Source organism: Lamprobacter sp. (assembly GCF_034860625.1).
GTDB lineage: Bacteria > Pseudomonadota > Gammaproteobacteria > Chromatiales > Chromatiaceae > Lamprobacter.
In genome coordinates this window covers 1-2,180 of the sequence record NZ_JAYESN010000385.1, presented here as the reverse complement: position 1 = coordinate 2,180, position 2,180 = coordinate 1, and the positions used below count along the sequence as shown (strand labels likewise).

4 protein-coding genes are annotated in these 2,180 nt (G+C 58.9%); 2 read left to right on the top strand and 2 right to left on the bottom strand.

Annotated elements, in window-relative coordinates; all coding sequences use genetic code 11:
- On the top strand, positions 1-276 hold a 276-nt coding region (locus VBE63_RS27880), incomplete at its 5' end, for a hypothetical protein (protein WP_323686244.1).
- Positions 277-586: 310 nt separating this feature from the next.
- Here the strand turns inward: VBE63_RS27880 and VBE63_RS27875 are convergent.
- Positions 587-859: a hypothetical protein gene (locus VBE63_RS27875; RefSeq protein ID WP_323686243.1), complete on the bottom strand. Its 273-nt coding sequence runs from the start codon at positions 857-859 to the stop codon at positions 587-589.
- 500 nt (positions 860-1,359) lie between these two features.
- Here VBE63_RS27875 and VBE63_RS27870 point away from each other — a divergent pair, with 500 nt between their 5' ends.
- A complete protein-coding gene (locus VBE63_RS27870; RefSeq protein WP_323686242.1) occupies positions 1,360-2,040 on the top strand; it encodes a DUF2499 domain-containing protein in 681 nt (226 codons plus the stop codon).
- A 23-nt stretch (positions 2,041-2,063) separates the two neighbouring features.
- Here VBE63_RS27870 and VBE63_RS31660 read toward each other — a convergent pair whose 3' ends face one another.
- Positions 2,064-2,159 (bottom strand): hypothetical protein, encoded by a 96-nt coding sequence (locus VBE63_RS31660; protein ID WP_416274707.1) that lies wholly within the window; start codon positions 2,157-2,159, stop codon positions 2,064-2,066.
- Positions 2,160-2,180: the final 21 nt, after the last annotated feature.

The following is a 2,180-nucleotide window of genomic DNA, read 5'->3' as shown; positions in this document are numbered from 1 at the left end:
CAGAGGCTCACCGATTACGCCAACCTGACCGCTGACGACTTCACCCTGGAGGTGCGCAAACGTCGGCCCAAGGGCGCCGCGCGCTTGTCGCCGAAGGCCTTAGCAGAGCTTGCGGCTGTCCATGAAGAGTATGCAGCGCCGGCACGGAGCCGCAGGGTCCACCTCCAAGCGGTGGAAAAGCGCATCGCTGAGCTGGTGAACCAGGCCTATGGACTCAGCGCCGAAGAAATCGCGCTGATGTGGAAGACCGCGCCGCCGAGGATGCCTGGATGCTAGAGCCAGCTGACGCTGGGCAAGCGAAGCCCTTTCATAGAGGTTGACCAGCTGATCGAGGATTTCATCGCGGAGGTACAGCAATGGCGAGCCAACGCCAAGAGCAAAAAGCAGCGCATTAGCCCAGTCTTAGAAAGCAAGATGGGTCAGTTCTTCTATCCGCCTGAGATTCAGGCCGGTCTTGCCGACGCTGATTAGCCGGTGAAGTACTGATCGGGGCGCCGATTGGCGCGGATCGGGATCACTGAGGCCGCGCTAGCGGTGGGTGCAAGTCAGGCGTTAGAGATTGGATGTCGCAGATGGGCGATGGTCGTCATGCCGCTTGCTCGTGCGCCTGGCTCAGGTATTCCTGAAGGTCGATGAGGTTGTCTTGCTCCCAGGACCCTTGTGCCTTGCACTGGCGCAGTGCCTTAGCGACCAAGGCATCAGTGGCGCGCATGGCTTGAACTTGTGTCGCGGTCAGCGCGTGGATGTGCTCTCCAAGGTAACGGCGCTGTGCGTTGATGAGGTGCGCTTCGCCATCACCGGGGTAGAAGTGCTCCAATCCGTACTGATAACTTTTCAATGCTTGCTCGAGTGTCGTCATCGCTTGCAACCTCCGTCACCGTCCAGTCTTTTCTGGCCATCTGCGTTTTGAAATCCTCCATTGAAGGATCTTTTTTGTACGAGGTGACCAATCTGCCGCTCAAAGTATCAATGTTAAACCAGGCTTCCGTCTCGACAGCGGTCCTGTTTGCGCGCTCGACAGAGCGCCGCCTGTTGCTCGCCCTCCTCCATGACCGAATTCACGGCCTCAGGGCGGCTCCCAGACCTCCCAGGTCGACTGTCCAAAAACGCTCCAATTGGTTGAATTTAAAAGACAATTTCAATAATTGGACATTTGGTCGGCCGATTTCGCCAGGTAAGCAGTTGATTTGCAAAGAGTAGCGCTAAAGGAAACCCGATATTGCGGGACAAAATTGTCCAAAATATGGGCCCAATTTCCGGTCGATTCTGGGATGTCTGGCTCCATGGCTTTTGCGGGCATTTGCGCATCGATCACGGATCGCCGCGACATCTGTGATGACCTGATCGTACACTAGACGCATGCTGCTCTCCGCACCCACCTGGATCATCCACCTGCTGACGGTCAGCGAATGGGGTGTCGCCATCCTGCTGTTGCGTCGCTATGCGATCCGCATCGAGCGGCCGCGGCTGCGCTGGTTCGCCTACGCGATGATCCCGCACCTGCTCGCCGGGCTGGCCGTACTGGGCTTCCATCTGAGTGGTGACCGGGCGGATGGGCTGATCGCGTTGTCGCGGCTGCTGACGTTGATCGGCAGTCTGTCGCTGTTGTCTGCGACGCTTCTGTTGCTGCCTGAGGGTCGATTCCCGCGCGGGAGCGCGGCCGCGGCGGTGATGGCGTTGGGGCTGGCTTGGGGCCTGTTCAGATGGTGGTTTGGCGAGGTGGGGTCAGCAGCGCTGTTGCCGGCGGCGAACCTGGTCTACTTGGGGTTCTTGCTGATGCTATTGGTGCTCTATCGACAGGATCGGGTGCTGTTTTCGGCGCTGACTGTCTTCGGCTTCTGGTTCCTGTTGATGTTCGTCGCGGTCACCATCACCACGACGCGCATCGCCACTCTGCGCCTTGGCCTGCCGAGCCTGTCACATGCCGATGGGCTGCATGGTGCGAGCGAGAGCCTGCTTTCGGTGAGCAATTTCTTGATCGCATTCGGCATCTATCGGCGGCTTCGGGCTGCCGAGGTTGCGTCGCAAGAGCCTGCTTGATGGGTTATGACCCAAAACTGCAATCACAAGAACAGGGCCGCGCTCACATGGAACCGCTTAGCCAGCTTTTTAGCGATCTCTTTGCTGATGCCGCGCCGGCCGCTCAAGATGTCTGAAATGCGACTCTGCGGGGCGCAGTC

Excerpts from the sequence above, each read along its gene's own strand:
- VBE63_RS27875 (WP_323686243.1), bottom strand. The coding sequence starts at position 859 with ATGACGACACTCGAGCAAGCATTGAAAAGTTATCAGTACGGATTGGAG.
- VBE63_RS27870 (WP_323686242.1), top strand. The coding sequence starts at position 1,360 with ATGCTGCTCTCCGCACCCACCTGGATCATCCACCTGCTGACGGTCAGC.